This is a genomic window from Guyparkeria hydrothermalis (genome assembly GCF_023555375.1).
GTDB classification, from domain to species: domain Bacteria; phylum Pseudomonadota; class Gammaproteobacteria; order Halothiobacillales; family Halothiobacillaceae; genus Guyparkeria; species Guyparkeria hydrothermalis.
In genome coordinates this window covers 18,191-35,275 of the sequence record NZ_JAJSEE010000001.1, presented here as the reverse complement: position 1 = coordinate 35,275, position 17,085 = coordinate 18,191, and the positions used below count along the sequence as shown (strand labels likewise).

Annotated in this window: 12 protein-coding genes; 9 read left to right on the top strand and 3 right to left on the bottom strand. The window is 68.7% G+C overall.

Annotated features, from left to right (window positions below):
* Positions 1-34 precede the first annotated feature (34 nt).
* Positions 35-448 (top strand): secondary thiamine-phosphate synthase enzyme YjbQ, encoded by a 414-nt coding sequence (locus LV475_RS00135; protein WP_136866885.1) that lies wholly within the window; start codon positions 35-37, stop codon positions 446-448.
* Positions 445-2,406 (top strand): bifunctional tRNA (5-methylaminomethyl-2-thiouridine)(34)-methyltransferase MnmC2/FAD-dependent 5-carboxymethylaminomethyl-2-thiouridine(34) oxidoreductase MnmC1, encoded by a 1,962-nt coding sequence (mnmC, locus tag LV475_RS00130; protein ID WP_136866884.1) that lies wholly within the window; start codon positions 445-447, stop codon positions 2,404-2,406. The genes LV475_RS00135 and mnmC overlap by 4 nt, the downstream gene beginning before the upstream one ends.
* 84 nt (positions 2,407-2,490) lie before the next feature.
* Here mnmC and LV475_RS00125 read toward each other — a convergent pair whose 3' ends face one another.
* Positions 2,491-5,343 carry a valine--tRNA ligase gene (locus LV475_RS00125; protein ID WP_136866883.1) on the bottom strand — a complete coding sequence of 951 codons (2,853 nt, stop codon included), beginning with the start codon at positions 5,341-5,343 and terminating at the stop codon, positions 2,491-2,493.
* A gap of 74 nt (positions 5,344-5,417) precedes the next feature.
* Positions 5,418-5,861 carry a DNA polymerase III subunit chi gene (locus LV475_RS00120; protein WP_169303589.1) on the bottom strand — a complete coding sequence of 148 codons (444 nt, stop codon included), beginning with the start codon at positions 5,859-5,861 and terminating at the stop codon, positions 5,418-5,420.
* A 221-nt stretch (positions 5,862-6,082) separates the two neighbouring features.
* Here LV475_RS00120 and LV475_RS00115 point away from each other — a divergent pair, with 221 nt between their 5' ends.
* Entirely contained in the window at positions 6,083-7,033 is a 951-nt protein-coding gene (locus tag LV475_RS00115) for a lysylphosphatidylglycerol synthase transmembrane domain-containing protein (RefSeq protein ID WP_250105527.1), read from the top strand.
* Here LV475_RS00115 and LV475_RS00110 read toward each other — a convergent pair.
* Positions 7,030-10,608: an EAL domain-containing protein gene (locus LV475_RS00110; protein ID WP_250105526.1), complete on the bottom strand. Its 3,579-nt coding sequence runs from the start codon at positions 10,606-10,608 to the stop codon at positions 7,030-7,032. The two genes, LV475_RS00115 and LV475_RS00110, sit on opposite strands and share 4 nt — an antisense overlap.
* A gap of 430 nt (positions 10,609-11,038) precedes the next feature.
* Here LV475_RS00110 and LV475_RS00105 point away from each other — a divergent pair, with 430 nt between their 5' ends.
* The 6 genes from LV475_RS00105 to LV475_RS00080 all read left to right on the top strand — a co-directional run bounded on the left by LV475_RS00105 (position 11,039) and on the right by LV475_RS00080 (position 16,979).
* The gene (locus LV475_RS00105; RefSeq protein ID WP_136866879.1) at positions 11,039-12,082 is read left to right on the top strand and encodes a glycosyltransferase family 2 protein; all 1,044 of its coding nucleotides are present in this window, start codon (positions 11,039-11,041) and stop codon (positions 12,080-12,082) included.
* On the top strand, positions 12,079-12,930 hold the full coding sequence (locus LV475_RS00100; RefSeq protein WP_136866878.1) for a phosphatase PAP2 family protein: 852 nt from the start codon (positions 12,079-12,081) through the stop codon (positions 12,928-12,930). The genes LV475_RS00105 and LV475_RS00100 overlap by 4 nt, the downstream gene beginning before the upstream one ends.
* Positions 12,931-12,978: 48 nt before the next feature.
* Positions 12,979-14,307 (top strand): glutamyl-tRNA reductase, encoded by a 1,329-nt coding sequence (gene hemA, locus LV475_RS00095; protein WP_250105525.1) that lies wholly within the window; start codon positions 12,979-12,981, stop codon positions 14,305-14,307.
* A gap of 84 nt (positions 14,308-14,391) precedes the next feature.
* Positions 14,392-15,483 (top strand): peptide chain release factor 1, encoded by a 1,092-nt coding sequence (gene prfA, locus LV475_RS00090; RefSeq protein WP_136866876.1) that lies wholly within the window; start codon positions 14,392-14,394, stop codon positions 15,481-15,483.
* A gap of 13 nt (positions 15,484-15,496) precedes the next feature.
* Positions 15,497-16,384 (top strand): peptide chain release factor N(5)-glutamine methyltransferase, encoded by an 888-nt coding sequence (gene prmC / locus LV475_RS00085; protein ID WP_136866875.1) that lies wholly within the window; start codon positions 15,497-15,499, stop codon positions 16,382-16,384.
* Positions 16,385-16,562: 178 nt separating this feature from the next.
* The gene (locus LV475_RS00080) at positions 16,563-16,979 is read left to right on the top strand and encodes a hypothetical protein (RefSeq protein ID WP_250105524.1); all 417 of its coding nucleotides are present in this window, start codon (positions 16,563-16,565) and stop codon (positions 16,977-16,979) included.
* Positions 16,980-17,085: the final 106 nt, after the last annotated feature.

Here is a 17,085-nt window from a genome sequence, read left to right as displayed (position 1 = left end):
GGCGTGACGTGAATGGCCAGGATCAGCTGCTAGAATGCCGCGCATGCCGACAGTGATCGAAATTCGCACCCCCGGGCGGGGCTTTACCAACATCACCAGCCAGGTCCAGGCCGAGCTGGAGGGCAGCGGCCTGTGCCATTTGTTCCTGCAGCACACCAGCGCTTCGCTGATCCTGACGGAGAACGTGTCGCCGGAGGTGCGAACCGACCTCGAGACCCTGATCAGTCGGGCCGCGCCGGACGGCGATCCGGCCTATCGCCATGACGACGAGGGCCCGGATGACATGGCCGCCCACTTTCGCACCTTGCTGGCCGGTCACGAGCTGTCGCTGCCCATGGCCGACGGCCGCCTAATGCTGGGAACCTGGCAAGGCGTGTTCTTGTGGGAGCACCGGACCCATCCGCATCGACGGCGCCTCGTGATCACCCAGCTTCCCGAGCGGCAATGACCGCACCTGCCAGCGGCTGGCCACTCGAGCCGGCCGCGCTGACCTGGAACGACGACGAGACGCCGCGCAGCGAGGCGTTCGGCGACGTCTATTTCTCTCGTGCCGGCGGCTTTGGCGAAAGTGAGCATGTGTTCCTGGCCGGCAACGAGCTGCCTACCCGGTTCGCCGCGGGGGAGGGCACGCGCATCCTCGAGACCGGTTTCGGTACCGGCCGAAACTTTCTGGCCACCGCGTTGCTGTTCCTCGAACTCGCACCGGCCGACGCCTCGCTCGACTTCGTCAGCCTGGAAAAGCATCCCGTGGCCCGCGACGATCTGCCGCGCCTGGCCCATGCCCAACGGCGCCTCGCAAGCGATTGGCTCGCCGGCCACCCGGGATTCGCCGCCGGGGCCGAGGCCCGATTCCACGACCTGCAATCCGCGCTGCACGCGCAATGGCCCGACCCCGTGCCCGGGTTTCACCGACGGTTTCTGGCCGGTGGGCGAATCCGGCTGACGGTTATCTGGGGCGATGCCACCGACCAGTTGCCACGCATCGACGGCCGGTTCGACGCCTTTTACCTGGACGGTTTCGCCCCCGACCGCAATCCCGAGTTATGGCAGGAGGCGTTGATCGCGGAGCTCGCGCGCCGTGCCGCGCCGGGCGCGACGGCTGCCACCTTTTCCGCCGCCCGCCGGGTGCGCGAGGCATTGGCCGCGGCCGGGTTCGTCACGGAGAAGCGCCCCGGCTTCGGGCGCAAGCGCGACATGCTCTGCGCCCGACGCGATCCGGCTGCATTCGGCGCGCCCAGGAAGAAAAGCGGTCCGGGCGTGGGACCCGTTGCCGTGCTGGGGGCCGGCATGGCCGGCACCACCGTGGCCAGGGCCCTGGCACGGCGGGGGCGGGACGTGGTGGTGTTCGAGGCCGGCGACGAACCGGCGGGCGGCGGCTCCGGCAACCCGGCGGGTCTGGTGGCCCCGGTGATCAGTCGCGACTGGAACCGACTGTCGCAACTGACCGCGACCGGGATGGGCTTCATGCGCGCGGAGCTGGATGGGCTGGTCGATGGCGAGACGGCGGCCTTCAACGGGGTGATCAAGCTGGCCCGCGGCGAGCGACACGCCATCAAGCAGGCGGGGATCGCCGCGGCCCTGCAGCCCGACCCGGGGTTTGCCCAGTGGTGCGAGGCCGATTCCCTGGCCGCACTGAGCGGCGTGGCCGACGTCGATGCCCCGGGGTGGTGGTTCCCGACCGCCGGCTGGTTGCGCCCACGATGGGTGATTGCCCGTTGGCTGGCCGAACCGGGCATCGAGACGCGCCTCGACCGCCCCGTGACCGGCATCGTGGACCAGGCGGGCGGTTGGCGGTTGCGGACATCGGACGGCGCAACCCATGGCCCGTTCGGCGAGGTGGTGGTGGCGGCGGGTCCGGCGTCCGGCGGGTTGATCGCGTCGTTGTCACGCTGGATCGAGCCCTGCCGCGGACAGGTCAGCTGGGGGCGGGTCGATGCCGACCGGGCCGGCGGGCCGACGCGCGGCCGGCCCCTGATGCGCGAGGGATACTCGCTCGACCTGCCGAGTGGCGAACGCCTGTTCGGCGCGAGCTTTCTTCCCGGTGATCGGGCCCTCGAGGAACGGGAGGCCGAGCACGAGGAAAACCGTCAACGGCTGGCATCCATTGCCCCGTCGCTGGCCGATGGGGTCTCTACGATCGCCCTGCAGGGACGTGCCTCCCTGCGAGCAACCACGCCGGATCGGCTACCGATTGTCGGTCGGCTCGCCGACGGGCTGTGGGTGTCGACCGGTCACGGGGCGCGCGGGCTGACCTGGTCGGCCTGGCTGGCCGAGTACCTCGCCTCCTGCATCGAGGACACCCCCTCGCCATTGCCGCGGGATCTGGCCGAGGGCCTCAAGCCCGCGCGCTTCGATGAGCGGGCGGCCCGCAAGGCGGCGCGGTCAAACCGGGGGCGGAGCGGCTGAACCTAGCCCCGATATTTCATGAAATATCCGGGCTAGCCGACGACGATCGTTCAGGGCCGCTGAACGCCGCCGAGCGCCGGGGCGTCAGTCGGCCAGGCGGCGAATCCGCTCGCGCTGGGCCGCCAGTTCCTCGAGCTCGGCCTCGAAGCCGGCCAGTCGCTCGCGCTCCTGGTTGACCACCACCTCCGGGGCGCGCTCGACGAAGTTGGCGTTCGACAGTTTGCCGCGCGCCTTCTCGATCTGCTTCTCGATGCCCTCGACTGCCTTGTTCAGTCGCTCGAGTTCCGCGGTCACGTCGATCAGGCCGGCCAGCGGGATGTGCACCTGCATCTTGCCCACCAAGGCCATCGCCGATTCCGGCAATTCACCGTCAAGCTCCTCGATCGACTCGATCCGCGCGACGGTGGTCAGCAGCGGTTCGAGCTCGCGGATCCGTGCCCGGTCGCTGTCGTTGGCCTCGGTCACCAGTACCGGCAGCGGCTTGCCCGGGGCGATGTCCATCTCCGCGCGGATGCGGCGCACGCCGAGGATAAAGCCCTGCAGCCACTCGATCGCTTCGCCGGCCTCGGCGTCGATTTTCGACTCGTCGGCGACCGGGAACGGGGCGGTCATGATGCTGTCGTCGGCCGCGCGCCGGGTGCCGGCCAGCGGGGCGACCCGTTGCCAGATGGTCTCGGTGATGAACGGGATGAACGGGTGGAGCAGGCGCAGCAGGGTCTCGAGCACGCGCACCAGGGTGCGGCGGGTGCCGCGCTTGGCGGCCTCGTCGCCGTGCTTGATGGCCGGCTTGGTCAGCTCGAGGTACCAGTCGCAGTAGGTGCTCCAGGTGAAGTCGTAGAGCGTCTGCGCGGCCAGATCGAAGCGGTAGGTCTCCAGGTGCTTGGTGACCGTCGCCTCGCAGGTCTGCAGTTCGCCGATGATCCAGCGATCCGCGGTGCCCAACGTGACCGGATCGTCACCGAGACCGGTGTCCTCGCCCTCGCACTGCATCAGCACGAAGCGACTGGCGTTCCAGAGCTTGTTGCAGAAGTTGCGGTAGCCCTTGACCCGCTCGAGGTCGAAGCTGATGTCCCGCCCGGTGGTCGCCTGGGCGGCGAAGGTGAAGCGCAGCGCGTCGGTGCCGTGTTCCTCGATGCCGTCGGGGAATTCCTCGCGGGTCTGCTTCTCGATCTGTTTCGCCTTCTTCGGCTGCATCAGGCCGGTGGTGCGCTTTGCCACCAGCGATTCGAGATCGATGCCGTCGATGATGTCGATCGGGTCGAGCACGTTGCCCTTGGATTTCGACATCTTCTGGCCGTGGGCGTCTCGCACCAGGCCATGCACGTAGACCTCGCGGAAGGGCACGTCGCCGCCAAAGTACTTGCCCATCATCACCATCCGGGCGACCCAGAAGAAGATGATGTCGAAGCCGGTGACCAGCACGCTGGTGGGGTAGAAGCGCTCGAGCTCGGGGGTCTGCTCGGGCCAGCCCAGCGTGGAGAACGGCCACAGAGCCGAGGAGAACCAGGTGTCGAGCACGTCCTCGTCCTGGTTCAATGCGACGTCCGCGGCGATGTCGTACTTCTTGCGCACCTCGTCCTCGTCGCGACCGACGAAGATGTTGCCGTCGGCGTCGAACCAGGCCGGGATGCGGTGGCCCCACCACAGCTGGCGGCTGATGCACCAGTCCTGGATGTTCTCCAGCCACTGGAAGTAGGTGTTCTCCCAGTTGCCGGGCACGAAGCGGATGTCGCCCGAACGCACCGCGTCGATCGCGGGCTCCGTGATCGCCTTCTTCCCGCCCGGGGTGCCCTTGGCCGTCTCGTCGCGGGTCAGGTCGACGAACCACTGGTCGGTCAGCAGTGGCTCGATCACCGTGCCGCTGCGATCCCCGCGCGGCACCATCAGCTTGTGGTCGTCGATCTGCACCAGCAGCCCCTCGGCCTCGAGATCCGCCACGATCTGTCGGCGCGCCTCGTAGCGGTCGAGACCGCGGTAGCGCTCGGGCAGGTGCGTGTCGGCGTTCTCGGCCGCCTTGCCCACGCACTCGGCCGCCTCACGGATGGTGGCGGTCTCGGTGAGCACGTTGAGCATCGGCAGGTCATGGCGCTGGCCGATGGCGTAGTCGTTGAAATCGTGCGCCGGGGTGATCTTGACGCAGCCGGAACCGAACTCCGGATCGACGTAGTCGTCGCCGATGATCGGGATCTTGCGTCCGACCAGCGGCAGGGTGATGGTCTGGCCGATCAGGCCGTTGTAACGCTCGTCGTCCGGGTGGACGGCCACGGCGGTGTCGCCGAGCATGGTCTCCGGGCGGGTGGTGGCGACGGTCAGGTAGCCGCTGCCGTCGGAGAGCGGGTAGCGCATGTGCCACAGGTGGCCGGCTTCCTCCTCGCTGACCACCTCGAGATCGGAGACGGCGGTGCGCAGCACCGGGTCCCAGTTGACCAGGCGCTTGCCGCGGTAGATCAACCCGTCCTCGTAGAGGCGGACGAACACCTCGCGCACGGCCTCGGACAGGCCCTCGTCCATGGTGAAGCGCTCGCGCGACCAGTCGCAGGAGGCGCCCAGGCGCTTCATCTGCTCGGTGATGAAGCCGCCCGACTGTTCCTTCCACTCCCAGACCTTCTCGAGGAATTTCTCGCGGCCGATGTCGTGACGCGAGATGCCCTGACCCTCGAGCTGGCGCTCGACCACCATCTGCGTGGCGATGCCCGCGTGGTCGGTGCCCGGCTGCCACAGGGTGGCCTCGCCGCGCATGCGGTGCCAGCGGGTCAGCGTGTCCATCAGGGTGTCCTGGAAGGCATGGCCCATGTGCAGTCGGCCGGTGACGTTCGGCGGCGGCAGCATGATGCAGTAGGCGCCCTCGGCCTGCATGTCGGGACGGAACCGGTCGCCGTCCATCCAGCGCGTGTAGCAGTCCTGTTCGATCTGTCGGGGGTCGTAGGTCTTGTCCATGCGGTTATCTGGTTCGCTTGTCGTCGGGTCGGGGGCTCGAGTCGGGGCGGCCGTGCCCGGGTCTCGTCGGGGGATCAGGCGTCGTCGGGGCGCACCGAGTCGACGCGGTTGTGGTCGACGGCGACGCCGGCGGCCTTGTACTGCCGCCAGCGGTCGCGGGCATCGGCACGGGGCTGGTCGCCGGCCGGGATGACCTCGTCGATGCGCTCGCGTTCGCCGGCGCGCGGGATCGTCGCGCCGGTGAGGTTGATCACGCGGGCAAAGCCGCCGGCCTCGGGGTCGCAGCCGATGAAGATCGGCGCGTGGTCGGCGTCCTCGGGGTCGGCCGTGTGCGGCACGAAGCGATCACCGCGATAGGACCAGAGATAGTCGTCGAAGCCCTCGACGTGGGCGAGGTTGGCGCAGACCACGTAGGTGGGATGCTCGGCCTCGGCCTGTTCGGCGCAGAGTTCGGCGGCGAAGTACCAGAAGGCATCCTCGGCCGGGTCGTCGATCAGGTGAAATACGATCTCGCTCATCTCGGTTGTCGGGCGCGCTCGATGTCCGGGTCCGTGGGTGCTGCGAGGCCGGCCGCCGATCGGTATCCTGCGCATTGAGGCTCGAATACCCGGGCCGCCGCCGGCCACGCCACGGAGCAAACGAACATTATGCCCAATTACCCCATGCCGCCCAAGGCGCATGCCGTCGAAATCGGCACGGCGGTGGCCCGCACGTGCCATCGAAACCCCGAGGGCGCATCGTGAACACGACCACCGGCCGTGCGTTGTCCGTGGTCAGCTGGCTGGCGGTGCTGGCGCTGCTCGGGGCGGCGGTCATCTGGGTGGGGCCGGCCCGGCTGGTCGCGCCCTGGCTGTCGATCGACCCCTGGGCCCTGGCGGTGGCGCTGGTCTTGATGCTGGCGAGCTACGTGATCCGCACGCTGCGCATCACGCGCTACTTCCCGGACCGATTGTCCGGCCGGTTCTGGTCGGCGTTCCGCCTGGCCAACTGGCACAACCTGATGAACAACCTGCTGCCGATGCGCGCCGGCGAGGTGGCCTTCCCGGTGCTCATGCAGCGCTACTACCGGCTCTCGCCGCTGGAGAGCGTGCCGGTGCTGTTGTGGTTTCGCCTGCTCGATCTGCAGGTGGTGTTGCTGATCGGTCTGGCCGCCGGCGGTCACCTGCTGGGCCTGTCGGGGGGCGTGCTCGCGGGGCTGGTGGCGCTGTTGCTGGCCGCGCCCGTCGGGGCCTTTGCCTTGCGCCATGGCTTGCATGGTCTCCTGGTCCGGCGCGAGGGCCGCTTCGCGGCGAAAGGGGCGGAGATGCTCGCCAGCCTGCCCGATCGTCCGGGGCGGTTTGTCGCCACGCTGTTCTGGACCTGGGCGAACTGGCTGGTCAAGCTTGCCGCGCTCGGCTGGGTGCTGGCCGCGTTCGCCCCGGTCGGGTTTGCCGCGGGGGTGCTCGGAGCGATCGGCGGGGATCTGACTACGGTATTGCCGGTGCATGCCCCGGGCGGGTTCGGTACCTACGAGGCCGGGGTGGCGCTGCTGATCGCGCCATTGGTCGACGAGCCCCGCACCGTGCTGGCCGCGGCGGTCAACCTGCATCTGTTCGTGCTGGGCACGGCGCTACTGGCCGCGACGCTATCGCTGCTGATCTCTCGTCCGGCCCCAACCGCCACGCGTACCGCGACCCCGAGCGGCGACTAGTCGGCGGATTCCTCGGCCGCCGTGTCGCGGATCAGCTGGTCGAGGGTGTTCATGAACCCCTGCAACCGGGCCTCGAAGGTCGCCCCCGGTATCCCGCCATCGTGAAACTCCTGGAGCAACGCCAGGATGCCGGTGGCGAGATGCCGGTGCCGGTCGAGGTTCTCCGTGGCCCACCAGGCGGCCGCGGCGCGCAGGCGGTGGTGGCGGTCGGAGTTTTCCAGGTGGGCTCGACCCAGCGAGCGCAGTCCCCAGAGCGCGGCCATGGCACCCAGTGCGGTGCGCGGCCGAGCGGGGTTGGTGACGAAGTCGAAGCGCGTCATCCAGCCGGCGAGCTCAGTACGTCGCATGGGGCGGGCGATGGCGTAGCCCTGGCCGAGCTGACCGCCGAGCAGGGCGGTGGCCTCGATCAGGTCGGGCGTTTCCAGGCCCTCGACCACCGTGCGCAGTTCCAGGGCCTGGGCCATCTGGATCATCGAGGCGATGAAGGTGAGCACGCGGCCCGGCTCGTGCTGGGCGGCGCGCACCATTCCCTGGTCGACCTTGACCGTGTTGAAGGGCAGGCTGCGCAGGCGCAAGAGGTTGTTGTACCCGGAACCCAGGTCGTCCATCGCGAGGTTGATGCCCAGTTCCCCGAGGCGCTGCATGGGGCGGGCGAGATCGCGCGGCTCGAAGCCGGTGTCGCCCTGCTCGAGCAACTCGAGGGTCACTCGCTGGGGACTGACCCCGTGGCGGTCGAGCGCGGCCCGGACGTGCCCGGGCGTGGCCGGGTCCATCAACACCCCCACCGGCAGGTTGATCGCCACCGACAACGACGGGCCATGGCGGGCCTCGATGTCGCGCAGGCAGGCGAGTGACTGGTCCAGCCCGATCTCGAACAGGCGCATCACCTGGCCGTCGTTGAGCCAGGGGATGAACATGTTGGGCAGGATGACCTCGCCACTGGGCAGATACAGGCGCGCCAGCGCCTCGAGCGTGGTCAGGCGACCCGTCTGCACGTCGATGACCGGCTGGAAGATCATCTCCAAACCGCCGTCGTAGAAGGCCTGACGCCAGCGGTCGTAATCGCCCTTGGCATAGAGCAGGGCCGCCGGACTGCGGATCTGTCGCCAGGCCTGGCTGACCAGGGCCATCAACTGGCCGGCGAACCCCTGCAGCCGGGCGCTGGCGAACATGCCGGGGATGCGCCCCTGCAGGCAGATCACGGCGATGGGCTGGTCGCGGTTGTCGAGGATCGGCACGGCGACCGTGCTGCGAATGCCCGCGGCGTCGGCCCGCGTGGCCCAGGGCGCGCCCGCTGGGTCGTCGAGGGTGTTGTCCATGCGCACCACGCGCGCCTGGCGGTAGGCGGCCGAAACTGGATGGGCCGACTCGGGGCGCTTGAGATCCAGGGTGGGATGGGTGTCGGCCCGGTCGTTCGATCGGGCGAACAGGTCGTCCCCCTCGGCGTAGTTGGCAACGAAACGGCCGTCGGCATTGGGTGAGAGAATCGCCACGCCCGTGATGCCGGGCAGGCCCGTCAGGGTATCGAGCAGGTGCTCGTTGAAGTCCGGCCAGTTGTGTTCGTTGCGGCGGCGCTGGTCGATCTCCACCAGGGCGGCGTGGAACTCGTCGTCGACGGCCTGGCCGGCGGCGAGCTGGTGGGAAAGCTCCATGCTCAACCGCTCGGTGAACACCCGCTCGAGCCGATTCTGGTGGCGCTGGTTGAGGTGGGCGCGGTTGAAGGTCTCGTTGAACTCGTGCATGTAGACCGTGATCGCCCGGACGAGATCGCTGGGCGACACGCCCGCCAGGGCATGCACGTGGCCGATCTGACGCGCGCGATTGGCGTGTTGCTCCTCGCCGAGGTCCGGGGCGAGCAGAAAGGCCAGGTGCTCGGCCTGCTGGTGCTTGAGCCCGTCGTATTCACGGGCGGACAGGTGACCGAGCACGGTACGGATCGATTCCTGCCGGGAGAGCTCGGCGTAGAAGCGATCGATGAAATCCTCGCTGAGACGGCTCACCTCCGGCTGGATGCGCTCGAGCAACATCCGGGCCGCCGGTCCATAGGCGGGAATGGTTTCCGACATCTCGGGCAGGTCCGAGTGGCGTTGCGTGGTTTCCCGTTCCCAGATGACCCAGTCCTGCGTGCGGATCGACTTGCTGTTCTTGGCGGCGTACAGCGCGGCATCGGCGTTGCGGATCAACTGCTCGGGCGCGCTGTCGTCGAGGGGGTAGCGGGTCACGCCGATCGAGCCGTTGGCATGCACCTCGAGCCCGTCCTCAAGCGAGATCGGTCGACGAATCGTGGTGGCGACGCGGTCGAGCACCCGCGTCAGGCCGGCATCGTCCTCGATGTCCTCGAGTATCAGCAGGAATTCGTCGCCGCCCAGCCGGGCGGCCGTGTCGGTGTCGCGGATCGCCCCCTTGAGGCGCGCGGCGAGCGTCATCAGCATCTCGTCGCCGGCGGCGTGCCCGAAGCGGTCGTTGATCGGCTTGAAGTCGTCGAGGTCGAGCAGGGCGACGGCCAGCATCTGGTTGTGGCGGTCGGCCCGTGCCAGCGCTTTGGGCAGCTCGGCGTCGACGGCACGCCGGTTGGCCAGGTTGGTGAGCGGGTCGTGGTAGGCGAGATAGGTGTTGCGTTGCTGTTCCTCGTCGAGCCGGTCGCGCAGGTCGAGCTGTTCCAGGCTGCGGTTGACCAGTTCGCCCAGGTGCACCAGGACCTCGGTTACCTGCTGGTCGAGGTCCGATTCGGCCGCGGCGACGATCACCAGGAAGGCCCACAGCCGTCCGCCTCGCGACAGGGGGACCAGCGCGGCAAGCGGTGGTGTGTCGAACCAGTTGAGCGCGGCAAAGGGCGCGGCGATGCGCTCGTCGATCACCAACCGGCGTCCGGCGTCCACCAGGGCATGGGCGCGCCGTATCCCGTCATCGATGGTGCGCTGCACCTGCGGGTCCGGCCGGTCGATGACCTCGCTGGCCCCGCCGGTGGCGATCGGTGCCGTGCCGTGATCGGCTGGTGCGACCCAGGCGCCGAGAAACAGGCCGGTTTCCACCAGTTGGGTGCAGACCACCTCCAGCATGCGCTGCTCGTCGTCCGCCAGGATCAGGGTGTCGATCTGGGCAAGCAGCGACTGCATCAGTGCCTGGTCGCGCTCGAGCCGCTCGATGCGCTGGCGTTGGCGCTGCTTTTGTTCGGCGGCGTCCGGACGGTGGCTGGCGAACAGGTGATCGACGCACCGCGTCAGGGCGGAGAGCGTGTCCGGCTCGGGCAGGGGGGCTTGGGTCTCGATCGCCCAGTAGCCGGGGGTATCGCTCTCCGGGCCGAGCGCCTGGAGAAACAGGCGGTCCTCGATGTCCTCGATCCCCGGTCCCGAGTTGCCGGCGGCGGTGGCGTCCGGGATCAGGGAGCGGTCGAAATCGTTGCTTGCCGCGAGCAGCCGTCCGTCCTCGCTGAGAAAGACGGCGCTGCGAGACAGGGTGGGGTAACAGGCGGCGATGGTCTCGAGCAGGGCGGCGATTGCCTCGTCACGCGCCAGGCGTTCGCCGAGCGATCGGGCGAGGGCCTCGATGCGGCGGGTGGTGTCCGGGATGCTCATCGTGGTGACGGACTCATCAGCGGACACGTGGCCGGGTAGGGCCGGAACAGCAGTGAGGGCGCCTCCCCGAGTGGGGTCGACGCGTCGGAAAAGGCGAGTTCAATAGAAGGTAGGCCGTGGCTCATGCGTGGATGGAGGATCAAGCCGTTACGGATTTGGGTCAAGTCGGATCGCCCCCGGTGCCCGGGGCGAATCGTTGCGGAAAAACGGGTCGGTAGCGACGGCAATCGGGATTCGGCACCCGCCCGGGTGGTGGCGGTGGCTGGCGTTCCTGCCGTACACTGCCCCCGCGGTTTGACGTGGGTGCCGTCTCGTCTCGCTTGCGCGATGACTGCCACGCCGGTCAATGCCGGGACGCCGAGCCCCGGCATTGGACATGCGTCAACCACACCACCCGACATCGAGTCATTCCCACGGGGTGCCCCACGCCATGACAACCCAACTTGCCGCGCCGCTTTCCATCGTCGTGCCGATGTTCAACGAGCAGGAGAACGTCTCGCCACTGGTCGATCGGGTGCACGAGGCATTGGCCGAGTATACCGGAGCGTGGGAGTTGTTGTTGGTCGACGACGGGTCGTCGGACGCCACGGTCGCGCGCATTCGCGAGGCACGGGAGGCCTTCGGTTCGCACGTCCGTCCGATCCCGCTCACCCGCAACTTCGGCCAGACCGCGGCGATGCAGGCGGGGATCGATCTCGCCCGGGGCGAGGTGATCGTCACGATGGACGGCGATCTGCAGAACGACCCCATCGACATCCCGCGCATGGTCGACCGGCTGCTGCGCGAGGACCTTGACCTGGTTGCCGGCTGGCGGCGCGATCGCAAGGACAACTGGGTACGCAAGGTGCCCTCGTGGCTGGCCAACCGTCTGATCCGTCGACTGACCGGCGTCAACCTCCACGACTACGGCTGCAGCCTCAAGGTGTTCCGCGCCGACGTAATCAAGGGCGTGCGCCTGTACGGCGAGATGCACCGCTTCATTCCGGCCTGGCTGGCCACCCAGACGGCACCGAGCCGGATCGCCGAGGAGGTGGTTACCCACCACCCGCGCACCGCGGGCACCTCCAAGTACGGCCTGTCGCGCACCTTCCGCGTGATCATCGACCTGATCAGCGTCTACTTCTTCATGCGCTTCTCGGCGCGACCGGCGCACTTTTTCGGCCTGCTGGGCACGGGGTTCGGCCTGCTGGGCGGCCTGGGGATGTTCTACCTGTTGATCGAGAAGATCCTCGGCCACGACATCGGCGACCGGCCGCTGCTGCTGGTCTCGATCCTGTTCATCCTGATCGGGGTGCAGATGCTGACCACCGGCGTGCTCTCCGAGATGCTGTCGCGGACCTACTACGAGTCACGTGATGTGCGCACCTACCACCTGCCGGCGCGCTTCGATGCCGCCGGCGAGAACGATGCCTTCAGGATGCCCAACGCGGTCGAGCGGGGCGGGGAACGAACCGCCGGGGAGGAATCCGCATGAGCCACCAGCCTCAGTTGGCCCGCGACCCGGACACGGCCACCCAGCTGGTCTGGGCGTTCGTGCTGACCGCCGCCGTGCTGCTGGCGGGCGTGTTCGTCTGGCCGGGTGCCCGTGAGTCGCTGTTTCATGTCTTCAACGCGCTCGGGGGCGTCGAGGCAACCCAGCCGTTCTGGGCCGGCATCAACGCCCTGGCCGATACCTGGCTCACGCTCGGGCTGTTGTTGCCGTTTGTCCTCTGGCGCCCGCGCCTGGCGATCCTGATGCTGTTCGCCGCGATCGTCGCCACGGCAATCACCCACACGCTCAAACCCGGCCTGGACATCCTGCGCCCGCCCGGCGTGCTCGGGTCGGATGCCTTCCACCTGATTGGGCATTCGATCCGTTCCGAGGCGTTTCCCTCCGGTCACACCGTGACGGCGTTTACCTTTGCCGGCCTCCTGATCCTCGGGCTGCGGCCGCGCTGGCCCTGGGTGGCGCTGCTGCTGGCGGTGGCCTCGATCATGGGCATCTCGCGCATGGTTGCCGGCGTGCACTGGCCGACCGACGTGCTCGCCGGGGCGATCGTCGGCCTGGTGTCGGTGGTCGCGGCGGTCTGGCTGGTCGATCGGTGGCCGGCGGCGCGTCACGCCCGCTGGCCCGTGCCGGTCGCGGTGTTCGTCTGCGCGGTGTGCGCGCTCGGGGCCCCCTGGGTGGACGTGGGTTACCCGCAGGGCGTGTGGGCCAACTGGCTGGTCGCACTGATCGGGGTGGCGGCGCTGTTCGTCGGTACCCTGCGCTACTGGCCCGGCCGTCTGGGCCGGTCGCTCGACCGGCGGCTGGGCGGTATCGGCCGGCGGGGTAACTGGTGATGCCCGCGGGGATCGTCAAACTCGGGTGTGCGAGGCTATAATTCCGCCATGTCACTGATCGCCTTCGGGGTTAACCACAAGACCGCACCGGTGGACGTGCGCGAGCGGATCGCGTTCGGCCCCGATCGCGTGCACAACGCGCTCAAGGAATTGCTTGACGACGGCGGCGCGCGCGAGGCGGCGATCGTCTCGACCTGCAACCGCACCGAGATCTACACCCACGCCGAGTGCGTCACCGACGAGCTGGTCGAGTGGCTGGCGACGTTCCACCAGATGTCGCCCGAGGCGCTGGCCCCTTACGTCTATGCCCACACCGACGAATCGGCCATTCGCCACCTGATGCGCGTGGCCTGCGGGCTCGACTCGATGGTGCTGGGCGAGCCGCAGATCCTCGGCCAGATCAAGGACGCGTTCACGCTCGCGCAGGACGCCAATGCCCTGGGCCCGATCCTGGGTCGCCTGTTCCAGAACACCTTCGCCGTGGCCAAGCAGGTGCGCACCGACACGCAGATCGGTGCCTCCCCCGTGTCGGTGGCCTTCGCCGCCGTGAGCCTGGCGCGCCAGATCTTCGGTTCGCTCGAGGAAAAGACCGCGCTGCTGATCGGTGCCGGCGAGACGATCGAGCTGTGCGCGCGCCACCTGCAGTCGGCCGGCCTGACCAAGGTGATCGTCGCCAACCGGTCGATCGAGCGTGCCCACATGCTCGCCGAGCAGTACCAGGGCAGCGCCATCGGCCTGGGCGACATCCCCGCCCACCTGCACCGGGCCGACATCGTGATCTCCTCGACCGGCAGTTCCCTGCCGGTGCTCGGCAAGGGCGCGGTCGAGCAGGCGATCCGCGAGCGCAAGCGTCGCCCCATCTTCATGGTCGACATCGCCGTGCCGCGCGACATCGAGCCGCAGGTGGGCAACCTGCAGGACGTGTATCTCTACACGGTCGACGACCTCAAGACGGTGATCGACGAGGGCCAGCGCAGCCGCCGCGAGGCCGCCGAGCAGGCCGAGGAGATCATCGACGTGCAGGTCGAGCATTTCCTGCAATGGGTGCAGTTGCAGACCGGCGCCGAGCTGATCCGTAACTACCGGCGTCGTGCCGAGGCCATGCGCGACGAAACCCTCGCCCGGGCGCGCTCCATGATGCAGTCGGGGCGTGATCCGCAGGAGGCGCTCGACTACCTGGCCCGCACGCTCACCAACCGTCTGATCCACCAGCCGACGGTGGTGCTCCGCCAGGCCTGTGTCAGCGGCGATCTCGCCACCGTCCAGAGCGTCTCCCACGTGGTCGGCCTCGACGAGGACGCCGAGTCGCTGGCCCAGCGCGCCTTGCCCGTGGGTCAGTGGGGCAATCGCAATCCGAACGACGACCGCGAGCGCTAGCAAAGGCCCTGCGCCCGCCACTCGGCCGGGCGCCGCTCCTGTGACTGTTCGTTCCCCTCACTTTTTCGTACCCGAATCCCCTCTATGCATCACGCCCTGGCCGCCCGGCTCGACAGCCTTGTCGAACGTTTCGAGGAAGTCACCGCTCTGCTCGCCGACCCCGAGGTGATCGGCGACCAGGAACGCTTCCAGCGCCTGTCGCGCGAATACGCCAAGCTCGAATCGCTGGTGAGGAATGTCGAAGCCTATCGAGCCATCGAACGCGACCTGACCGAGGCACGCGCGCTGGTCGAGGGCGATGATCCCGACATGGCCGAGATGGCGCGCGAGGAACTGGCCGAGCTCGAGTCGCGCCACGCCGAACTGGACGCGGAGATCGAGCGCCAGCTCCTGCCCGAGGACCCGAACGACGAGGGCGACGTGTTCCTCGAGATCCGCGCCGGGGCCGGCGGTGACGAGGCCGCCATCTTCGCCGGCGACCTGTTTCGCATGTACGGGCGCTTCGCCGAATCCCAGGGCTGGAAGGTCGAGGTGCTGTCCGCCTCCGAGGGCGAGCACGGCGGTTACCGTGAATTGATCAGTCGGGTCAGCGGCGATGGCGTCTACGCCTGGCTGAAGTTCGAGTCCGGCGCGCACCGCGTGCAACGCGTGCCGGTCACCGAGACCCAGGGTCGCATCCACACCTCGGCGGCCACCGTGGCGGTCATGCCGGTGATCCCGGCCGCCGAGGCGCCGGAGATCAACGCGGGCGACCTGCGCGTCGATACGTTCCGCGCCTCGGGTGCCGGCGGTCAGCACGTCAACAAGACCGACTCGGCCATCCGCATCACGCACCTGCCCACCGGTACGGTGGTCGAGTGTCAGGAGGAGCGTTCCCAGCACAAGAACCGCGCCCGGGCCATGGACCTGCTGGCGGCAAAGCTCGCCGACGAGGCGCGCCGGGAACAGGCGGCGGCGACGGCGGCGAGTCGCAAGGCCCTGGTGGGAAGCGGCGATCGTTCCGACCGTATCCGCACCTACAACTTCCCGCAGGGGCGGGTGACCGACCACCGCATCAACCTGACGGTCCACCAGCTCGACAAGATCCTCGACGGCGACCTCGCCCAGGTGGTGGTGCCGCTGCGCCAGGCCGACCAGGCCGAGCAGCTCGAGGCATTGGCCCAGGACGGCATGTGATCGAGGAAGGCGCGTGATCGGGGACGAGGGTGCCGGCGAGAGCCTAGATACTGTGCTGCGCCGGGGGGCGGAACGGATTGCCGCCGGTCGCGGCTGCGACCGGGGCGAGGCCTTGTTCGAGGCCCGCCTGCTGGCCGGGTTCGTGACCGGCCTGGATACCACGGCGCTGATGCTGCGGGGCGACCGCCCCCTGGACGCCGACACGCGCGCGGCCGTCGACCGTCTCTGCGATCGGCGCGCGGCAGGTGAGCCGGTCGCCTACCTGGTCGGGGAACGGGGTTTCTGGCGCTATCGCTTCCAGACCGCGCCGGGCGTGCTGATTCCCCGGCCGGACACCGAGGTCCTGGTCGAGTGGGCCCTCGAGCGGCTCCCCGAGCGGACCGCTCCTTGCGTGCTGGATCTGGGCACGGGCACGGGCGCGATCGGCCTGTCGATCGCCGCCGAACGGCCGGCTGCCTGTGTGCACGCGGTCGATCGCAGCGAGACGGCGACCCGACTGGCGGCCCGGAACCGCGCCTTTCTTGCCGAGCAGGGCGCCTCGGTGGGCATGGGGATATGGCAGGGCGACTGGCTGTCCGCGGTGGCCCCCGAATCGGTCGATCTGATCGTCAGCAATCCGCCCTACATCGACGCCGACGACCCGCACCTGCGTCTGGGTGACGTGCGCCACGAACCGGTCGAGGCCCTGGTCGCCGCCGATGCCGGCCTGGCCGACTACCGGCGCATCGTCGAGCAGGCCTCGTCGGTCTTGCGACCGGGCGGTTGGCTCTTGTTCGAGCATGGGTTCGAACAGGCCGACGCGGTGGCGGCGCTGCTTGACCAGGCCGGTTTCGAGGCCATCGAGACGCGGCGCGATCTCGGCAAGCAGCCGCGCGTGACCGGCGGGCGGCGTCCCGGCTGATCCTCGCGATACGTCCATCTTGGTTCGCCTGACTAGGGAAGGTCTGCACGAATGCCATACGACTGAAGGCTTGGTGAGTCGTTCGTGATCAAGGCACTCAGAGCGATATGGCATTCGTGCAGACCTTCCCTAACTGCGTTAGTCTTGACTCGTACAGGGCGGAAGGCAAGGCGCCGGCATGGAAGACAAGCAACTGATCAAGATGCACGAAATCTGGTTTCGTGGCCCGCACCAGGAAGGTGAGCCGGCACGAGCCGCGGAGGCGTTCGCCCGGTGGCTGCCGGGGGTGATCGCCGCCAGACGGCGCGGGCCGCTCTGCCTCGAGGTCGAGTACGACCTGTCCGGCATCTGCCTGAAGGCCATCCGCCAGGCACTGCAGGCCTCGGGCTTTCACCTCGACGCCGCGCTTTTGGAAAAGCTCAAGTGCGCCCTGGTCGATTACACCGAGCAGAACCAGCGCGAGGCCCTGGGGCTGGACGGCTGCAACCTGCCGCCGCAGAAATACCGGCCGACCGGGGAGGCAGGCGCGGTCCGTGAGCGACACGTCGAGGATCAGGGCGACCGATCCGACGACCCCTGGCGCCATTACCTGTAATCCCGCGTCATGAATAGCGGGTGATCGATCACCCCTTCGGTGCCCGGCCCCTGGCCGGGCATTTGCGTTCCGGCACGTAACGATGGCTCATTCTGACGATTGACTG

Coding starts and splice junctions, on each gene's coding strand:
- LV475_RS00135 (WP_136866885.1), top strand. CDS start 35: ATGCCGCGCATGCCGACAGTGATCGAAATTCGCACCCCCGGGCGGGGC.
- mnmC (WP_136866884.1), top strand. CDS start 445: ATGACCGCACCTGCCAGCGGCTGGCCACTCGAGCCGGCCGCGCTGACC.
- LV475_RS00125 (WP_136866883.1), bottom strand. CDS start 5,343: ATGGACAAGACCTACGACCCCCGACAGATCGAACAGGACTGCTACACG.
- LV475_RS00120 (WP_169303589.1), bottom strand. CDS start 5,861: ATGAGCGAGATCGTATTTCACCTGATCGACGACCCGGCCGAGGATGCC.
- LV475_RS00110 (WP_250105526.1), bottom strand. CDS start 10,608: ATGAGCATCCCGGACACCACCCGCCGCATCGAGGCCCTCGCCCGATCG.
- LV475_RS00105 (WP_136866879.1), top strand. CDS start 11,039: ATGACAACCCAACTTGCCGCGCCGCTTTCCATCGTCGTGCCGATGTTC.
- LV475_RS00100 (WP_136866878.1), top strand. CDS start 12,079: ATGAGCCACCAGCCTCAGTTGGCCCGCGACCCGGACACGGCCACCCAG.
- hemA (WP_250105525.1), top strand. CDS start 12,979: ATGTCACTGATCGCCTTCGGGGTTAACCACAAGACCGCACCGGTGGAC.
- prfA (WP_136866876.1), top strand. CDS start 14,392: ATGCATCACGCCCTGGCCGCCCGGCTCGACAGCCTTGTCGAACGTTTC.
- LV475_RS00080 (WP_250105524.1), top strand. CDS start 16,563: ATGGAAGACAAGCAACTGATCAAGATGCACGAAATCTGGTTTCGTGGC.